Raw genomic sequence first — 15,863 nt, forward strand, 5'->3', positions numbered from 1 at the left:
TCAATCGACGCGGGTCTGAATTTGTTCCTGAGCAGCATCAGCGTACCGCGCGAATCGCTGCGGCCACGGCGTCGTCGGTCTGGTCGATGTCCGGCGCGTCGATGTGGCGGAAGCGCGCCTGGATGAGGCCGAAAGCGCCGAAGGCGAAGTGGCCCGCGGCCACGATGGCGAGCAGCACCCAGCCATAGGGTTGCGCGCGCAAAGCCGCGAAGGCGCCGGCCAGACCCTTGACCTCCGAAGAAGCCTGATACCAGGCCGCCGCGATGAAGAACCCGCCGATGATCAGGAAGGCGACGCCCCGGGCGGCGTACCCGAACTGGCCCACGGGCTTGGCCCAGCGGCAATGGTCGGCATCGAGCTTCAGGCGATCGGTGACGTCGCCCTTGAACGCCTTGACCAGGAAGGCGACACCGCCCCCCATCACCCCGAGGCCGATCAGGCCCACGAGCCACAGGCCGAAGGGCTTGGCCAGAAGCCAGGCCGTCCAATCCTGGGCGGCGTCGCCGCCCCCGCGCCCGAGGCCGAGGGCGAGGCTCGCGGCTGTGATGGCGAGGCCGGTATAGATCGCGGCGCTCAGGAGATGGGCGAGCCGGACGGTCAGGCCCTTCAGCGAGGTCCCGCGCCGGTCGGCATCGGTGAGGCCCTCGATGAAGCGCCAGACGGCGAATCCCAGCAGCCCGGCCGCGATCAAACCGACGAGCACCACGCCGAACGGTCCGGCGAGGACCCAGCGGAGCGCACTCTCGCTGTCGCCGGCACGGCCGCCCTGGCCGATGGCGGCCAGCACGGCCAGCCCCCCGACGATGCAGTAGACGATGCCGCGGGCGCCGTAGCCGAATCGAGCGACGCGCTCGATGGTGTTGTGTCCGAGGGTGAGCAAGGGGTTTCCCGGGGTCGCGCGACGTTATCCGTCGGAGGAACGCACAGCCTTGCCGGATAGTGCCACGTAGAACCCGAGACCGTCGCCGGCCGGGAGGGTCTGCAGGCGATCGACGAGGCCCTTGCGCTTCGCGTCGAGGAGCAGGCGCCCGATCGGCTGGAACAGGGTTTCGCCCCCGCCCTCCGGCGGTGGAGCCAGGCGGATCGCCACCGTCTTGCCCTTCCCGAAGCGACTGCGTTCCAGCATGTCCGCGAGGGAGGCCTCCGCGGTCGGACGATTGGTCTCGCGCAGGTCGAGGACCGATTCCGCATCGGTCACCCCGAGCGAACCGCGCAGCTTGTTGGCGTAGAAATCTTCGAAGTGGGGCACCGGGCGGCTCAGTCCTGGCTGGAGACGAAGATGGTGCGCCTCGCAGCGCAACGCCATCGTAGCCGTCCGTCAGTCCCGGGCACAACGGGCTTCGATGCATCGCTCGCGTCCCCGGCGCGGAAGCCGTGCCGGGGACGCGACGACAGGGTGGCTCAGCCGTGCACGAGCACGTTGCGGAACTGCCAGGGATCGCTGGTGTCGATGTCCTCGGGGAACAAGCCCGGGCGGCCGGTCAGCGGGGTCCAGTCGGTGTAGACCCCGACGACAGGGCCGAGATACGGCGTCTGCACCTCGAGGCAGCGCCGGAAGTCCATCTCGTCGGCCTCGACGATGCCGGCCTCCGGGTTCTCCAGGGCCCAGACCATGCCGGCGAGCACCGCCGAGGTGACCTGCAGGCCCGTGGCGTTCTGGTAGGGGGCGATGCGCCGGGTCTCCTCGATGGAGAGCTGCGAGCCGTACCAGTAGGCGTTCTTGGCGTGGCCGTAGAGGAGGACGCCGAGCTCGTCGATGCCGTCCACGATCTCGGTCTCGTCGAGGATGTGGTGCTGCTCCTGCACCTTGCCGCCGTTCCCGAACATCTCGTGAAGCGACAGGACCGCGTCGTTGGCCGGGTGATAGGCGTAGTGGCAGGTCGGGCGGTAGGCGGCGCGCTCGCCCTCCAGCACCGTGTAGTAGTCGGAGATCGAGACGGCCTCGTTGTGGGTCACGAGGAAGCCGAACTGCGACTGGGCGGTCGGCGTCCAGGAGCGCACGCGGGTGTCGGCGCCGGGCTGGAGCAGGTAGATCGCGCAGCGCGACCCCTTCTCCTGCTCACGGGCGTTCTCCGGCTTCCAGGTCTCGTGGGTGCCCCAACCGAGCTCGGCCGGCTGGTTGCCCTCGGAGACGAAGCCCTCCACCGACCAGGTGTTGACGAAGACGCCCATGGGCTTGGCCGACTTGGCGCGCTGGGTGTCGCGTTCGGCGATGTGGACGCCCTTGACGCCGACCTCGCGCATGAGCGCGGCCCAACCGGCGCGGTCCTTCGGCTCGGAGATCTTCAGCCCGAGATCGCCGGCGACGTTGAGGAGGGCCTGCTTCACGAACCACGACACCATGCCGGGATTGGCGCCGCAGCACGACACGGCGGTGATGCCGCCGGGGTTCGCGGTGCGGGCGTCCAGGATCTCCTGGCGCAGAGCGTAGTTGGTGCGGTCGCCCTGGCTCTTGGTCTTGTCGAAGTAGAAGCCCGGCCAGGGCTCCGCCACGGTGTCGATGTAGAAGGCGCCGAGTTCGCGGCACAGCTCCATGATCGCCCGCGACGAGGTGTCGACCGAGAGGTTCACACAGAAGCCCTGGCCGCCGCCCTCGGTGAGCAGGGGCGTCAGGATCTCGCGGTAGTTTTCCTTGGTCAGCGCGACCTGCTCGAAGCGCAGGCCGTGCTGATCGGCCAGGGCCTTGTGCGCGTCGGACGGCTCGATGACCGTGAAGCGGGCCTTGTCGTAGGCGAAGTGTCGCTCGATCAGCGGGAGCGTGCCGCGTCCGATGGAGCCGAAGCCGATCATCACGATGGGGCCGGTGATGCGGCCGTGGACGGGCCAGGTGGTGGCGGCTTCGGTCATGGGCGTGATGTCCTTCTCAGAGACGTGTCGTTTTCAGTCGTCGCACGGCGACCGCATGCCTTAGGCGGCGCAAATGACGAACAAGCGACGGGCTCAGTGACGTTTGCGGCTCCGGCGGTCAACCGCCAGGACGCGACCGCGTCATGCGCCATGCACCAAGTCTTACGGAAGATTGAAGTGGCGCATGCCCTGCACGCAGGGCGACATCCCATCTCGGCGCATTGCGAGCGCGGTTCCACCAACCGATATTGCACTGCAACAGAACAAGAGCGACCCTAGACGAGGAAGCGTCCGCCCCTTCGACGCCACGGACATCTGCCATGCTCGCACTCATCGCCTCGCGCCTCGCCGCTCCGGTCGACGAGCCCATCGACCGCGATCCCGGCATCATCACGCTCGCCGCCTCGCTGCTTCGCGCGGTGACGCGTCGCCACGAGGCCGCCTTTCAGCGCCGCTGCGACCTCGCTGCCAAGACCGACTATCACACTGCGATCTAACCGGCGGCTGCGCCGGAACGGCCGTCAGGCGACCCGTCGTCGGGACTCCGCGCCGATCTCGGTCACCGCCGGCCCCAGGGGGATGGGCGCCGCCTGATCCCAGGCGCCCGAAGCCCGCAGGATGCCCCGTGCGCCGGCCAGCGCGCCGGGACGCAGTTCCAGGCCGAGGAAGCGCTCGCGCGCGAACGGACCGGGCATGAACAGCCCCTCCGCACGCTCCGCCGAGAAGCCGAAGCGCGCATAGTAGGGCGCGTCCCCCATCAGCAGCACCGCGCCGTGCCCGAGACGCTCCGCGCGACGCAGGGCTGCCCGCATAAGGATCGATCCGAGGCCGAGCCCCTGGATCGCCGGGTCGACCGCCAACGGCCCGAGCAGCAGGGCCGGACGCCGGAAACCCGCCTCGACATGCCAGAGACGGCAGGTGCCGACGACGCGACCGTCCTGCTCGGCGGCAAGGGCGAGGCCCTCCGCAGGAAGCCGACCCTCACGCAGGCGCTCGGACGTCTTCAGACGGCGTGCCTCGCCGAAGCAGGCGTCGAGGAGGTGCTCGCGGGCGACGACGTCGCCTTCCACTTCATCACGGATCTGGACCAAGGCCGCACCCCTCCCGAACGTTGGGCAGGCGACAGGACGAATCCGTTCGGGCTGCGGCCGGGGCCGCCAGCCTGAACGGGACGGGCGTGGAGAGTTTCAACGCCGGGCGTCCCCATGGGGAATGCCCGGCATTCGCGTCGTGACCGTGAAGGCGTTTAGATGACGTATTGCTGAAGGGGCGGGAAACCGTTGAAGGCGACCGCCGCGTAGGTCGTGGTGTAGGCGCCGGCCCCCTCGATCAGCACCTTGTCGCCAATGGAGAGCGACACCGGCAGCGGGTAGGGCACCTTCTCGTAGAGAACGTCCGCCGAGTCGCAGGTCGGGCCGGCGAGTACGCAGGGCGCCATGCGGTCCTCGTCATGCTCGGTGCGGATCGCGTAGCGGATCGACTCGTCCATGGTCTCGGCCAGGCCGCCGAACTTGCCGATGTCGAGGTAGACCCAGCGCACCTCGTCCTCGGCGTCGGACTTCTTCGAGACCAGCACCACCTCGGCTTCGATCACGCCGGCATTGCCGACCATGCCGCGACCCGGCTCGATGATGGTCTCCGGCATGTGGTTGCCGAAATGCTTGGTCAGGGCGCGGAAGATCGCGTCGCCGTACGATTCCACGCCCGGGACCGCCTTGAGGTACTTGGTCGGGAAGCCGCCACCGAGATTGACCATCGACAGGCTGATGCCGCGCAGGGCACACTCCTCGAAGATCGCGGCGGCGGAGGCGAGCGCGCCGTCCCAGGCATCGGTGTTGCCCTGCTGCGAGCCGACGTGAAACGAGACGCCATAGGCCGTGAGACCCTGGCGGTGGGCGTGCTCCAGCACGTCGACGGCCATCTCCGGCACGCAGCCGAACTTGCGCGACAGCGGCCATTCGGCCCCGGCCCCGTCGCAGAGGATGCGGCAGAACACCTGCACATCGGCAGCCGCGACGCCCGCGGCCTCGGCGGCCCGGGCGATCTTCTCGACCTCGGCCTGGCAATCGACGGCGAAGAGGCGCACGCCGAGCTTGAGCGCGCGGGTGATGCAGCGCTCCTTCTTGATGGTGTTGCCGAAGGAGACGCGGTCGGCGGTGGCACCGGCGGCGAGCGCCATCTCCACCTCGACCACCGAGGCCGTGTCGAAGCAGGAGCCCATCTCGGCGAGGAGGCGCAGGACCTCGGGGGCCGGGTTCGCCTTCACGGCGTAGAATACCCGGGTGTCCGGCAGGGCACGGGCGAACGCGGTGTAGTTGTCGCGCACGACCTCGAGGTCGAGCACCATCACCGGGCCCTCGTCCTGGCCCATGTCGCGGCGTGCGCGGAGGAAATCGCGGATACGATCGGTCATGGTCGTTCCAACCCACAGGTTCGCGGCCGCCCTCAAGGGGCGCGCTGTCGAATGTCAGGACGACGTGAGCCGTCCGGCGTCTGGGGGCGCTGCGTCGCGACGCACCGCGTGCTTTGGAGACACGCGAAGCGCAGCGGGCGCGAGAGCACCCGGAAGCTGCCTTGGATTGGAAGGGAGGACCCCCACCGCACGCCGGGCAAAGAGAAACAAGCCTCTTCGGTGCCGGCCTTTGGAGGGCCGACGAGACCAAAAAAGCCCGTTCGTCGTTGCTTTAAGCTGCGTCCCCCGTGGAGAGCGGGGTTCGCCGGTTTCGCCTCCGGCTGCCGGTTGTTGTCGGGGTCCGGTGTTGCCACCTGGATGCCGGCCGGAGGGAATCCACCCTGTCGACCATCGATCCTTTAAGACCCCTGGCGGCTGTCCGGCAGTTGGCCGGATGCCCACCAACCGACACGCGGCCACAGGCACGTGCGAAATTGGGCAAGGCGCATATACGGTCAGGGTGTTCTCCCCACAAGGGAAAACCGCGATCTTTCACCCGAAACCGGGTTGTCTTCCTGGGCTGTTGCAGAAACGCCGCGGACACCGCCGTCCGGCCGACGATGGGCCCTTCCCAAGCCCGTGCGGACGGGCCATCAAGCGCACGGTTTTCCCACAGGCGCACCGGATCGCAGGACGATGTCAAAACCCAACCGGCGCAGAATCGTGCAGGGACTCGCGGCCACGACTCTCCTGGCAGCAACCGGGGAGGCGCGGGCCCAACGCCGCGAGGGGCGCCCGGAGATCCCGTTCGGCTTCGCCGACGTGGAGCGCCGGGCGCAGGACCTGGCCAAGGTCGCCCATGATCCGCGCGTCCCGGCCCTGCCGGCACCGATCGCCAAGCTCGACTACGACGCCTGGCGCGACATCCGCTTCAAGCCCGACAAGGCCTTCCTCGGGGAGGGGAGCCCGTTCCGGCTCCAGCTCTTCCATCTCGGCTTCCTCTACACCCGTCCGGTGACGGTGAACCTCGTGCGCGGTGGCGTGGCGACGCCGATCCCCTACCAGTCGAGCCTCTACGACATGGGGCGCACCAAGCTCGACAAGGCGTTGCCGGTCGATCTCGGCTTCGCCGGTCTGCGCATCCATGCGCCGCTGAACAAGCCGAACCTGCTCGACGAGCTCGTCGTCTTCCTCGGGGCCAGCTACTATCGCTTCCTCGGACGCGATCAGCTCTACGGGCTTTCGGCCCGGGGGCTGGCGGTCAACGTCGAGGGGCAGGGCGGTCCGGAGGAGTTTCCGGTGTTCCGCGAGTTCTGGGTGGGCGCGCCGGAGAAAGCCGACGATGCCCTGACGCTCTACGCGCTCCTCGACAGCCCGTCGCTCACCGGCGCCTACCAGTTCACCGTGACGCCGGGTGACGAGACCAGCGTGGCGGTGCGCGCCACCCTGATCCCGCGGGTCGACCTCGCGACGGTGGGCCTGGCACCGCTCACCTCGATGTTCTTCATCGGCGAGAACGACCGCCGCCACGCCGACGATTACCGGCCGGAACTTCACGACTCCGACGGGCTTCAGATCGCGGCGGGCAGCGGGGAATGGCTGTGGCGCCCGCTGCACAATCCGCGCGACCGGCGCATCTCCAGCTTCATCGACCGCGACCCGAAGGGCTTCGGGCTGATGCAGCGCGATCGGACCTTCGAGACCTACCAGGACCTCGAAGCCTCCTACGACCGCCGGCCCGGCTATTTCGTGGAACCGGACGGCCCCTGGGGGGAGGGCGCGGTGATGTTGATGGAGCTTCCCACCGACACCGAGACCAACGACAACGTCGTCGCGTGCTGGCGGCCGGCGAACCCCTATCCGGCGGGCACGCCGGTCCCACTGTCCTACCGGGTTCGCGCCGTCGGCGGCGCCCCCCTCCATCCGGGGGGGCGCGTGATCAACACGTTCAGCGTCGCCCCAATGGCCAGCGGCACCGCCAAGGCCGAGGAGACCAAGGGCGGCCTGACGCGGCGCTTCCTCGTGGATTTCGCCGGCGGCGACCTCGACTACTATCGCGCCGATCCGAGCCGGGTGGAGGTGGTGGCCAGCACCTCCACCGGCCACATCACGCACAGTTCGGTGACGCCGAACCCGCATATCCGCGGCCTGCGGGCCGCTTTCGACGTGACCCTGGAGGCGCCGGGCCAGGCGACGGACCTGCGCGTCTTCCTGCGGGCCTCCGGCCGTGCCCTGTCGGAAACCTGGGTCTATCCCTGGACGGCCCGGTGAGGGCGCCCTCGATCCAGCCCGATCCGGCGCCGGTGGTGGAGATCCGCCCCGCGACCCTGGCCGACCTCGACGCCCTGGTGGCCCTCGAACACGCCGCCTTCGCCAGCGACCGTGCCGAGCGGCGGGCGATCCGCCACGCGATTCGCTCGGCCAGCATGTCGCTTCTCGTCGCGCTCACCCACGACGCGGCGGGGCAGGCGACCCTGGTGGGCTCCGCCACCCTGGAGCGCCGACGCGGCAGCCGCAGCGCTCGCCTCTCCTCCATCGCCGTGTCCCCGGCGCGGGCCGGTCTCGGGCTCGGCAGCCTCGTCCTCGATGCCGCCGAAGCGGATGCGCGCTCTCATGGCTGCGCACGCCTGCGCCTCGAGGTCCGAGCCGACAACGGTGCCGGAATCCGGCTCTACGAACGGCGGGGCTACACGCGCTTCGCCGCCATCCCGGATTACTACGAGGATGGCATGGAAGCCTGGCGCTACGAAAAGATCCTCTGAAACGCGTAAGCCCGCCCCGGTTGGACCGGAGCGGGCGTTGCAGCCATCCGAACTCGGACGCTGGGTTCAGTCGCAGCTCTCCTTGGTGACCGTCTTGCGGTCGCCGAGATCGTTCTCCTTGGTCACAGTCTTCGAGGAGCACCCGTCGCTGGATTCCCGGCGCTCGACCGTGCGGCTCTCGGTGGACGGACGGTCGACAACGACGGTGTCGGGCGCATCGCGGCGGATGACCGTGGTCTCCGCCTGCACGGCCGAAGCGCCAAACAGCGTTGCCAGGGTGAGGGCGGCGATGATGGGGTTGCGCATGAACATCTCCCTTCAGGAAAATCTGCAGCCCCAACGGCGTTCATCCAGAAACCGTTCCGCTTGTTGGCTGGCGGACCAGCCGAAATCTTCTGGATCTCGTCCCCTCGGTGAACGATGCCCTGCCGACTTCGTCCGAGACCTTACGCGAGGGCCCCGGCGACGACGCTGGCGTAGGGCGTCGTCGGCCGGCCGATCAGGTCGCGCAGGGCGTGGCCGTCGTCGAACAGGGCACCTTGGGCTGCGCCGGCATCGGAATCCGCGAGGAGGCGCGCGACCCCTTCCGGTAGGCCCGCCGCGAGGAGGGCCGCCGCGTGATCCGCGGGCGGCAGATCCTGGTAGCGGAGCGGCCGGCCGGAGGCCCGCGCGGCTTCCGCCGCGAAGTCGGGCAGGGTGTAGGCCTCGTCTCCCGCCAATTCGTAGATGCGCCCGGCTGCTTGGTCACCGGTGAGCACCGCGGCGGCGGCCTCGGCGTAGTCGGCACGGGCGGCGCTGGAGATCCGTCCCGTCCCGGCGCTTCCGAGCAGGACGCCGTGCGCGAGGGCCGACGGCAGGGACGCCGTATGGTTCTCGGTGTACCAGCCATTGCGCAGGATGATGGCGGGCAGGCCGGACTCCGTAAGGATCGCCTCGGTGGCGCGATGCTCCTCGGCAAGTCCGAGCGGCGAGGTGTCTGCGTGCAGCAGGCTGGTATAGGCGATCAGACCAACGCGCGCCCGGGCGGCGGCCGCGATGACGTTCCGGTGCTGGGTCACGCGCTGACCGATCTCGCTGGAGGAGATCAGCAGCAGCCGTTCGATTTCCGCGAAGGCCTCCGCGAGGGTTTCCGGGCGGGCGTAGTCGGCCACGCGCACCGCGACACCCTGTGCGCGAAGGTCCTGCGCCGCCGGGCCTTCGCCCTGCCGGACGCCGGCGACGATCCGGGCGGCGGGGACCCGCCGCAGAAGGGCCGCGATCACGAGCCGTCCGAGTTGGCCGGTGGCTCCAGTGACGAACAGTCTCGATGACGGAATCTGGGACATGTCGGGCTGCCTTGTGGTTCTGACTCTTCACAAGGTCTATAAAAGAGACCGACAGGCCCCGTAAGGCGGCAGGTTTTCGAACCCTGGTTACCCGGAGGGAACCGCCCATGACCGATGGCCCTGATCTCGCGGAGCGGTTCGCGGCTTGGCAGGATCTCGGCTTCGACCCGCATCACTGCCCGGTCCGCGACGTGCTGAGTCACCTCGGGGACAAGTGGACGACCCTCATCATCGCGTCCCTTGCCGGCGGCACCCGCCGGTTCGGCGCCATCCACCGGGTGATCCCCGACATCTCGAAGCGGATGCTGACGCAGACCCTGCGCGACCTGGAGCGCGACGGCCTCGTCACACGGCGCGTGTTTCCCACGAGCCCACCCAGCGTCGAATACAGCCTGACGCCCCTGGGCGGTTCGTTGCTCCGGCCCCTCGCCGGGTTGGTGGATTGGGCAGAGCGGAATCACCCCGCCATCCGCGCGGCTCGGACACGGTTCCAAGCCGAGCCGTGAGGGGCTGAATCCGGCCGCTCAGCCCTCGATGCGCGAGAAGTCCGCGACCTCGCGGGTCGCCGCCCGCAAGGCGTTGAGCAGGGCGAGACGGTTCTCGCGCAGGGCCGGATCATCGGCATTCACCGTGACCCGCTCAAAGAACGCATCCACCGGAGCGCGCAGCGTGGAGAGAGCCTGCATGGCCACGGCGAAATCCTCCGCCGCAACGGCCGCCGACGCAGTCTCGCGCGCCGCCGCCAGGGCTTCGGCGAGGGCCCGCTCTTCCGGCTCGCCACGGGCGGCCAGGGCCGTGTCGGGGGCAGCGTCGTGGGCGCGACCGTCCTTCTTCTCCTCGATGCGCAGGATGTTGGCGGCGCGCTTGTAGCCGGCCAGCAGATTCCGGCCGTCGTCGGTCTCGAGGAAGGTGCCGAGGGCCTCGACACGGCGGACCACCATCAGCAGATCGTCCTGGCCCGGCAGGGCGAAGACGGCGTCGATGAGGTCGTGCCGGGCGCCCTTGTCGCGCAGGTAGACCTTCAGGCGATCGGCGAAGAAGGTGAGGAGGCTCGCGGCATCCGCGTCAGCGGCGCTCGCTGGCGCGTCGTGCTTCGCCGGGTTGCCATAGTTCGCATGGCCGTCGGCGGCGGCTTGATAGCCGTCGCGAAGCAGCGACAGCTTGACGGTGTTCTCGATGAGCAACCGGATCACTCCGAGCGCCGCGCGGCGCAGGGCGTAGGGGTCCTTGCTGCCCGTCGGCTTCTCGTCGATGGACCAGAACCCTACCAGGGTGTCGAGCTTGTCGGCGAGCGCCACGGCCACGGCGACGGCATCGGTGGGGACCCGGTCGGAAGGACCGACCGGCTTGTAGTGGTCCTCGATCGCCGCTGCGACGCTCGAAGGTTCGCCCTGCAGTGCCGCATACTTGCGCCCCATCAGACCCTGAAGCTCGGGAAACTCGCCGACCATCTCGGTGACGAGGTCGGCTTTGGCGAGCGTCGCGGCACGCTCGGCCTGGTCCGGGTCGGCGCCGACCAGGGGTGCCAGCTCGCGGGCCAGGGCCGCGATGCGCTGAACGCGCGCGCCCTGCGTGCCGAGCTTCTCGTGGAACACGATGCTGTCGAGCTTCGGCAGCCGGTCCTCGAGGTGGATCGCCTTGTCGGTCTCCCAGAAGAACTTGGCGTCCGACAGCCGGGCGCGCACCACCCGCTCGTTGCCGGCAGTGATGGCGAGGCCACCGTCACTGGCGACCAGATTCGAGGTCAGGACGAAGGCCGGCGCGAGGGTGTCGGTGCCGGCTTGGCGCAGGACGAAGCACTTCTGGTTGGCCCGGATGGTGGCGCGGATGGCCTCGGCAGGGATGTCGAGGAAGGCCTCGTCGAAGGAGCCCACCAGCACCACGGGCCATTCGACGAGGCCGGCGACCTCCTCCAGCAGCCCCTCGTCCTCCACCAGTTCGAGGCCCCGCGCGAAGGCGAGGTCGCGGGCGTCGTGCAGGATGATGTCCTTGCGCCGCTCCACGTCGAGCACGACCTTCGCGCGCTCCAGGGCCTGGACGTAATCGTCGAAGCGCCGGACCTCGATGGCCTCCGGCGCCAGGAATCGGTGGCCGTAGGTCGTGGTTCCGGCAACGATGCCGTCCACTGCGAACGGCACCACGTCCGGCGTCTCGGTCTCCGGTCCGAAGGTGGCCACGATGGACTGGAGCGGACGCACCCAACGGAGGGCGCCCGGTTGTGCCGAGGCCTTGCCCCAGCGCATCGATTTCGGCCACGGGAAGCCGCGGATGATCTGCGGCAGGATCTCGGCGAGGACGTCGAGGGTCTCGCGCCCGGGCCGCTCGATCACCGCGACGTAGAATTCGCCCTTCTTCGGGTCGGTGACGATGGTCGCCTGATCGAGGCTCGCCAGCCCAGCGCTCTTCAGGAAGCCCAGGACCGCGCCCTCCGGTGCCCCGACCCGGGGCCCTTTGCGCTCCTCGCGCACGTCCTGGCCGCGCGGCGGCAGGCCGGCCACGTGCAGCGCCAGCCGGCGCGGCGTGGCGAAGGCCTTGGCGCCCTCGTAGAGGAAGCCGCGCTCCACGAGGGCGTCGGTGACGAGCTTCTTCAGGTCGTCGGCCGCCCGCCGCTGCATGCGGGCGGGAATCTCTTCGGAGCGCAGTTCGAGAAGGAGGTCGGGCATGGGATCAGGCGGCGTCCAGGTAATGGTGTTCGGGGTGACGGGCGCGGTCGGCGTTGCGGATCACGCCGCGCCACCACCCGCCGTGCGCAGGTACGCCGCCCCGCAGGCCTTCGCGAGTTCGCGCACCCGCAGGATGTAGCTCTGGCGCTCGGTCACCGAGATGACGCCCCGGGCGTCAAGCAGGTTGAAGACGTGGCTCGCCTTGATGCACTGGTCGTAGGCCGGCTGCGCCATCCGGTGCCGGCTGGTCTCGTCCTCCGGCGCACCGGCGTCGAGATAGGTCCGGCAGGCCTTTTCCGCGTCGGTGAACTGGCGAAACAGCATGGCGGTGTCCGCCGCCTCGAAGTTGTGGCGGGAATATTCCTGCTCGGACTGGAGAAAGACGTCGCCGTACGACACCCGATCCTCGCCCGTCCCACCATTGAAATTCAGGTCGTAGACGTTCTCGACGCCCTGGACGTACATTGCTAGCCGCTCAAGCCCGTAGGTGAGTTCGCCCGCCACGGGGGCGCACTCGAAGCCGGCGACCTGCTGGAAATAAGTGAACTGGCTCACCTCCATGCCGTCGCACCAGCACTCCCAGCCGAGGCCCCAGGCCCCGAGGGTTGGGCTCTCCCAGTCGTCCTCGACGAAGCGGATGTCGTGCAGCTTCAAGTCGACCCCGATGGCGTCGAGGGAAGCGAGGTAGAGCTCCTGCAGGTTGGGCGGGTTCGGCTTCAGGATCACTTGGAACTGGTAATAGTGCTGCAGCCGGTTCGGGTTCTCGCCGTAGCGGCCATCTTTCGGCCGCCGCGAGGGCTGGACATAGGCGGCCTTCCAAGGCTTCGGGCCGAGCGCCCGCAGGGTCGTCGCCGGGTGGAAGGTACCGGCACCGACTTCCATGTCGTAGGGCTGCAGGATCACGCAGCCCTGCGCCGCCCAGAATCGCTGCAGGGTCAGGATCAGGCCCTGGAACGAGGTTTTGGGCGCTAGATCGACGGCGCTCGACATGGGTTTTCCGGTCCGTGGAGGGGCGGCCAGCGTTTAAGAGGCGGCCCGGTCGTGTCAAGCGACGGCACCGCACCATGGGCGTGCGTCGCCACACACAATTCGGCCACGATCCGCCTTAGCGGTGGAACGGTCTCGCTTGCTGCCAAGTTTATTAGGCAATCAAGGGGTTCTCACCGTCCTCAAGGGCGGTCGACAATTTGGAACATCGCGCCATGCGCTCGTCCTTCACAGTCTTCGCCGCCCTCGTCGCAGCATCCCTGGTGGCCACCCCGCTGGTGATCACGGCGTCGAACGCGCTCGCCACGGCGGAGTATTCGGATACGGTCACGATGCCCGCCGCCGTGACGCCGATCGATGTTGCGGCCGTGCCGGCCCCCGCCGTTGCCGAGACCTGCGCCCGGAAGGTCCGGGTGGTCTATGCCGGTTACGGCACCGAGAGCTGCAAGCGCTGAAATCTGCAAACGCTGAGATCCTACAAGCCGTAGCGGGCGAAGGCCGCGCGATCCTCGATCGCTGCCAGGACTTCGCCCGCGACGCTGCTGCCGGGCGCCGAGCGCCGCAACAGTCGAGCGACGAGCGAGCCCTTCTTCTCGGCGATGAAGACGAGGTCAACCTTGTCGCCGTAGCGTGCCCGTAGGGTCGAGCGGGCATCCCCCAGGCCGTCGACGAGACCCAGCGGTAGCGCCTGCTGGCCGGTCCAGACAGCCCCCGTGAACAGATTTTCGCCATTAGGCGCGAGCTTCGGGCGGCGGGCGCCGACGAGGGCCGTGAACAGGGCCTGCACGTCCGTCTGGATGGCCTTGAGACGCGCCACGTCGGCCGGATCCTCCGGACGGAACGGGTCGAGCATCCCCTTGGCCTCACCCTGGGTGTGCACCCGGCGATCGATGCCGATGCGCTCGATCAGCCGGTCGAATCCGAACCCGGCCGAGACGACGCCGATCGATCCGACCAGCGACATCGGATCGGCGATGATCTCGTCGGCCGCGCAGGCGATCATGTAGCCGCCGGACGCCGCCACATCCTCCACGAAGGCCAGGACCGGGAGCTTCTTCTCGGCCGCCAAGGCGCGGATGCGTTGGTGGATCAGGTGCGATTGCGCCGGAGCGCCGCCGGGAGAGTTGATGACCAGCGCGACGGCGGCGATGCCGGGCGTCGCGAAGGCGCGATCGAGGCTGCTCGCGAGACTGCCGATCGACAGTCCGGCGCGGAACGGCGACACGGCGCCGATCGCCCCGCTGAGCCGCAGGACGGCGACGCGCGGCTCCGCACGGCGCCAGCGTCGGGGAAGCAGCGCGCGCAGGGGACCAGGCAGGGAAACGGGCATGCGGCCTCGACTCGGATCGGAGGAGCAGAAGGGTGTTGCGCGTCGGCCACGGAGGGCAGGGTCGCTCGAGCGGTGAGGTGGGGCGGGGCGAACCCTTTTGCCAGCGTCGCCGTTGTCGCCTCACGCCGCCGCATCGTGGCGGCCCGCGCGCCTCCCGGGGAGGCCCGCGCAGCAGCGAAGGAGACGCGACCATGCGCATGATGCGTTGGATGGCCCTGGCACTCGGCATGCTGGCCGGTGCGATGGGATTTGGAGCGACGGCGACCGCCGCGCCGATGCCCGTGGCGGGTATCGAGGCCGGTGCGCAGGCCCCCCTGGTGGCGCAGGCCCGGTGGCACGGACATCGGCGTCATTGGCATCACCGCCGGCACTGGCACCATCGCCACCACGGGTATCGCCGCCACCATTGGCGCCGGCACCACGGCTGGGGCCACCGCCATCACGGCTGGCATCGGCCTTATCGGGTCCGGACGTTCTACTGAGCGCGCCCCTCAGGGGACCTCGACGCCGGCATCGACCCACCCGCGACCCTCGTGAAGGGCCGCGGCGTGCGGGGTGAAGCGGCCCTCGTCGTCATGAAGGACGACGGGCGGCAGGAGCCGCAGCGGAGCCCGGCTTCCCTTCACGCCGCTCACGAGGATGCGGATCGCCGGCTGATTCCGCTTGGCGTGGACCGGCCGGATCGCCAGCGCGCCGAAGCGGCCGCGGGCGGCGTCGAGGCAGGCGGGGAGGTGATCCGCCCGGTGGATCAGGCCGAGCCGACCTTGTGGGCGGAGCAGATCGACGCAGCTGCGCATCCAGGCCTCGATCCCGCCGCCCGAAAAGGTATGCGCGCTGGCTTTGCCGGTCACGGGGGAGGGCCGGTGTCGTCCGGGCTCGAAGTAGGGCGGGTTCGTCAGGAGGAGGTCGGCGAGGCCGGGCGTCAGGCCATCGGCTTGCCGACGCAGTCCGGGCGCCAGCACGTCCGCCTCGATGACCGTCGTGCGGTTTACCAGGCCATTCGCCTCTGCGTTGCACCGGGCGTAAGCCGCCAGGTCCGGGTCGCGTTCCACCAGCACCACGCGGCAGTCGGGGCTCCGCAGGGCGACCGCGAGGCCCACCGCACCGCTCGCCGCCCCCACGTCGCAGACGACCGCACCGGACTCGGGTGCCAGGAGCCCCGCCAGAAGGACCGCGTCCGTGCCGGCCCGATGCGCGCCGCGCGGCGGCTGGATCAGGCGAAGCCGTCCGCCGAGCCAGAGATCGGCCCCGGGCTCAGGCATCCCGCAACTCGTGGGCGAGGCCCGCATCCGTGAGCAGGCGGCGCGCCTGCATCGCCTGATCCCGCGGCACCAGGAGACGCCGCGCGAAGGCGCCGATGGAGCCTTCAAGAAGGCTCATGTGCTGGTCGGCGACGAGGGCCGGAATGGCTGCGGCCTCCAGGATCGACTGGGCGAACCCGATAAGGACCACGTCGTTGCTGCGAATGAGTTCGGTCATACACGCTCTCCCCGGCGCCATCCCGGGCACCGCCTACGGATGTATAGCTTGCGGCATGGTGCGTGTTGCAGCGCCTCC

General features: G+C 69.4%; 18 protein-coding genes. 6 read left to right on the top strand and 12 right to left on the bottom strand.

The features are described from left to right. Positions 1-37 precede the first annotated feature (37 nt). From ASG51_RS00360 to ASG51_RS00370, 3 genes are all read right to left on the bottom strand, one after another. Complete coding sequence (locus ASG51_RS00360; RefSeq protein WP_056210927.1) at positions 38-880, bottom strand: DUF1206 domain-containing protein; 843 nt, start codon at positions 878-880, stop codon at positions 38-40. A gap of 24 nt (positions 881-904) precedes the next feature. After that, complete coding sequence (locus ASG51_RS00365) at positions 905-1,249, bottom strand: hypothetical protein (RefSeq protein ID WP_056210929.1); 345 nt, start codon at positions 1,247-1,249, stop codon at positions 905-907. A 152-nt stretch (positions 1,250-1,401) separates the two neighbouring features. Continuing rightward, the gene (locus ASG51_RS00370) at positions 1,402-2,847 is read right to left on the bottom strand and encodes a homospermidine synthase (protein WP_056378377.1); all 1,446 of its coding nucleotides are present in this window, start codon (positions 2,845-2,847) and stop codon (positions 1,402-1,404) included. Between the two features lie 320 nt (positions 2,848-3,167). On the opposite strand from ASG51_RS00370, the gene ASG51_RS24540 reads away from it, so the two are divergent. Then, on the top strand, positions 3,168-3,344 hold the full coding sequence (locus tag ASG51_RS24540) for a hypothetical protein (RefSeq protein ID WP_200917634.1): 177 nt from the start codon (positions 3,168-3,170) through the stop codon (positions 3,342-3,344). 24 nt (positions 3,345-3,368) lie between these two features. Here the strand turns inward: ASG51_RS24540 and ASG51_RS00375 are convergent, their stop codons facing one another. Together ASG51_RS00375 and ASG51_RS00380 are read right to left on the bottom strand one after the other, a co-directional pair. Further along, entirely contained in the window at positions 3,369-3,938 is a 570-nt protein-coding gene (locus ASG51_RS00375; RefSeq protein ID WP_056378379.1) for an N-acetyltransferase, read from the bottom strand. Positions 3,939-4,093: 155 nt separating this feature from the next. Beyond that, positions 4,094-5,260 carry a type III PLP-dependent enzyme gene (locus tag ASG51_RS00380; protein ID WP_056272887.1) on the bottom strand — a complete coding sequence of 389 codons (1,167 nt, stop codon included), beginning with the start codon at positions 5,258-5,260 and terminating at the stop codon, positions 4,094-4,096. 675 nt (positions 5,261-5,935) lie between these two features. Here ASG51_RS00380 and ASG51_RS24820 point away from each other — a divergent pair. Then, positions 5,936-7,510: a glucan biosynthesis protein G gene (locus ASG51_RS24820; RefSeq protein ID WP_056378380.1), complete on the top strand. Its 1,575-nt coding sequence runs from the start codon at positions 5,936-5,938 to the stop codon at positions 7,508-7,510. Next, complete coding sequence (locus tag ASG51_RS24825) at positions 7,507-8,001, top strand: N-acetyltransferase (protein ID WP_056272881.1); 495 nt, start codon at positions 7,507-7,509, stop codon at positions 7,999-8,001. The genes ASG51_RS24820 and ASG51_RS24825 overlap by 4 nt, the downstream gene beginning before the upstream one ends. Positions 8,002-8,067: 66 nt before the next feature. Here the strand turns inward: ASG51_RS24825 and ASG51_RS00395 are convergent, their stop codons facing one another. Together ASG51_RS00395 and ASG51_RS00400 are read right to left on the bottom strand one after the other, a co-directional pair. Then, entirely contained in the window at positions 8,068-8,307 is a 240-nt protein-coding gene (locus tag ASG51_RS00395) for a hypothetical protein (protein ID WP_056211425.1), read from the bottom strand. A 140-nt stretch (positions 8,308-8,447) separates the two neighbouring features. Further along, a complete protein-coding gene (locus ASG51_RS00400; protein ID WP_056378383.1) occupies positions 8,448-9,326 on the bottom strand; it encodes an NAD(P)H-binding protein in 879 nt (292 codons plus the stop codon). Positions 9,327-9,433: 107 nt separating this feature from the next. Between ASG51_RS00400 and ASG51_RS00405 the strand changes: the two genes are divergently transcribed. Continuing rightward, a complete protein-coding gene (locus ASG51_RS00405) occupies positions 9,434-9,832 on the top strand; it encodes a helix-turn-helix domain-containing protein (RefSeq protein WP_056210942.1) in 399 nt (132 codons plus the stop codon). An 18-nt stretch (positions 9,833-9,850) separates the two neighbouring features. On the opposite strand, the gene glyS is transcribed toward ASG51_RS00405, so the two are convergent. Further along, positions 9,851-11,989 (bottom strand): glycine--tRNA ligase subunit beta, encoded by a 2,139-nt coding sequence (glyS, locus tag ASG51_RS00410; protein ID WP_056378385.1) that lies wholly within the window; start codon positions 11,987-11,989, stop codon positions 9,851-9,853. 60 nt (positions 11,990-12,049) lie between these two features. Beyond that, positions 12,050-12,979 carry a glycine--tRNA ligase subunit alpha gene (locus tag ASG51_RS00415; RefSeq protein ID WP_056378387.1) on the bottom strand — a complete coding sequence of 310 codons (930 nt, stop codon included), beginning with the start codon at positions 12,977-12,979 and terminating at the stop codon, positions 12,050-12,052. 212 nt (positions 12,980-13,191) lie between these two features. On the opposite strand from ASG51_RS00415, the gene ASG51_RS00420 reads away from it, so the two are divergent. Further along, positions 13,192-13,431, top strand: a complete 240-nt coding sequence (locus tag ASG51_RS00420) for a hypothetical protein (RefSeq protein ID WP_056378388.1) — start codon at positions 13,192-13,194, stop codon at positions 13,429-13,431. A gap of 20 nt (positions 13,432-13,451) precedes the next feature. On the opposite strand, the gene ASG51_RS00425 is transcribed toward ASG51_RS00420, so the two are convergent. Then, entirely contained in the window at positions 13,452-14,306 is an 855-nt protein-coding gene (locus ASG51_RS00425) for a S49 family peptidase (protein ID WP_056378391.1), read from the bottom strand. Between the two features lie 191 nt (positions 14,307-14,497). Between ASG51_RS00425 and ASG51_RS23035 the strand changes: the two genes are divergently transcribed. Further along, positions 14,498-14,788: a twin-arginine translocation (Tat) gene (locus ASG51_RS23035; protein ID WP_200927201.1), complete on the top strand. Its 291-nt coding sequence runs from the start codon at positions 14,498-14,500 to the stop codon at positions 14,786-14,788. Positions 14,789-14,797: 9 nt separating this feature from the next. Here the strand turns inward: ASG51_RS23035 and ASG51_RS00430 are convergent, their stop codons facing one another. Continuing rightward, positions 14,798-15,568 carry a methyltransferase gene (locus tag ASG51_RS00430; protein ID WP_056378393.1) on the bottom strand — a complete coding sequence of 257 codons (771 nt, stop codon included), beginning with the start codon at positions 15,566-15,568 and terminating at the stop codon, positions 14,798-14,800. Then, on the bottom strand, positions 15,561-15,785 hold the full coding sequence (locus tag ASG51_RS00435) for a DUF2007 domain-containing protein (protein WP_056210955.1): 225 nt from the start codon (positions 15,783-15,785) through the stop codon (positions 15,561-15,563). Before ASG51_RS00435 ends, ASG51_RS00430 begins: the two co-directional genes overlap by 8 nt. Positions 15,786-15,863: the final 78 nt, after the last annotated feature.

It is taken from the genome of Methylobacterium sp. Leaf465, from assembly GCF_001424705.1.
In the GTDB taxonomy this organism is placed as follows: domain Bacteria; phylum Pseudomonadota; class Alphaproteobacteria; order Rhizobiales; family Beijerinckiaceae; genus Methylobacterium.

What these genes read in the sequence shown, in the direction of transcription:
- ASG51_RS00370 (WP_056378377.1), bottom strand. Translation starts at nt 2,847, where the DNA reads ATGACCGAAGCCGCCACCACCTGGCCCGTCCACGGCCGCATCACCGGC.
- ASG51_RS24540 (WP_200917634.1), top strand. Translation starts at nt 3,168, where the DNA reads ATGCTCGCACTCATCGCCTCGCGCCTCGCCGCTCCGGTCGACGAGCCC.
- ASG51_RS00380 (WP_056272887.1), bottom strand. Translation starts at nt 5,260, where the DNA reads ATGACCGATCGTATCCGCGATTTCCTCCGCGCACGCCGCGACATGGGC.
- ASG51_RS24820 (WP_056378380.1), top strand. Translation starts at nt 5,936, where the DNA reads ATGTCAAAACCCAACCGGCGCAGAATCGTGCAGGGACTCGCGGCCACG.
- ASG51_RS00395 (WP_056211425.1), bottom strand. Translation starts at nt 8,307, where the DNA reads ATGCGCAACCCCATCATCGCCGCCCTCACCCTGGCAACGCTGTTTGGC.
- ASG51_RS00400 (WP_056378383.1), bottom strand. Translation starts at nt 9,326, where the DNA reads ATGTCCCAGATTCCGTCATCGAGACTGTTCGTCACTGGAGCCACCGGC.
- ASG51_RS00405 (WP_056210942.1), top strand. Translation starts at nt 9,434, where the DNA reads ATGACCGATGGCCCTGATCTCGCGGAGCGGTTCGCGGCTTGGCAGGAT.
- glyS (WP_056378385.1), bottom strand. Translation starts at nt 11,989, where the DNA reads ATGCCCGACCTCCTTCTCGAACTGCGCTCCGAAGAGATTCCCGCCCGC.
- ASG51_RS00415 (WP_056378387.1), bottom strand. Translation starts at nt 12,979, where the DNA reads ATGTCGAGCGCCGTCGATCTAGCGCCCAAAACCTCGTTCCAGGGCCTG.
- ASG51_RS00420 (WP_056378388.1), top strand. Translation starts at nt 13,192, where the DNA reads ATGCGCTCGTCCTTCACAGTCTTCGCCGCCCTCGTCGCAGCATCCCTG.
- ASG51_RS00425 (WP_056378391.1), bottom strand. Translation starts at nt 14,306, where the DNA reads ATGCCCGTTTCCCTGCCTGGTCCCCTGCGCGCGCTGCTTCCCCGACGC.
- ASG51_RS23035 (WP_200927201.1), top strand. Translation starts at nt 14,498, where the DNA reads ATGCGCATGATGCGTTGGATGGCCCTGGCACTCGGCATGCTGGCCGGT.
- ASG51_RS00430 (WP_056378393.1), bottom strand. Translation starts at nt 15,568, where the DNA reads ATGCCTGAGCCCGGGGCCGATCTCTGGCTCGGCGGACGGCTTCGCCTG.
- ASG51_RS00435 (WP_056210955.1), bottom strand. Translation starts at nt 15,785, where the DNA reads ATGACCGAACTCATTCGCAGCAACGACGTGGTCCTTATCGGGTTCGCC.